General features: G+C 37.4%; 1 protein-coding gene. It reads right to left on the bottom strand.

The annotated features are described in order from the left end of the window. Positions 1-438: ABC transporter ATP-binding protein (locus CHM34_RS18505; protein WP_141201789.1), on the bottom strand; the 438-nt coding region annotated here is incomplete at both ends.

Below are 438 nucleotides of genomic sequence, written 5' to 3'. Positions count from 1 at the left end.
ACACCACCTAATGCGGTTTGAAGTTTCATAATTTCTTGGTAAAATGTTTGTTTTGAATCGTTACCCTGGTAGATTTCTGAGTGTATATCACCGTCTTTCAACATAATGACTCTCTCAGCGTAACTAGCGGCTGAAGGATCATGTGTCACCATCATAATGGTTGAATTAAATTGTTTATTCATATCTTCTAGACGGTGTAACAAATCTTGAGCACTTTTAGAATCTAATGCGCCAGTAGGTTCATCTGCGAAAATAATTGTTGGTTTATGGACGAATGCCCGGGCTGCCGCCGTACGTTGTTGCTGACCGCCAGAAATTTCACTTGGATATTTATTTCCCAGGTTATAAATACCTAATGCCTCAGCCACTTCTTTATAATTTTGTTCCATTTCATATTTATGGAATTTTTGTACTGAGAGTGGTAGCATAATATTTTCT

Origin of the sequence: Paludifilum halophilum (assembly GCF_002245355.1) — a bacterium.
In the GTDB taxonomy this organism is placed as follows: domain Bacteria; phylum Bacillota; class Bacilli; order Thermoactinomycetales; family DSM-45169; genus Paludifilum; species Paludifilum halophilum.
This window is presented reverse-complemented; position numbering and strand designations above follow the sequence as displayed.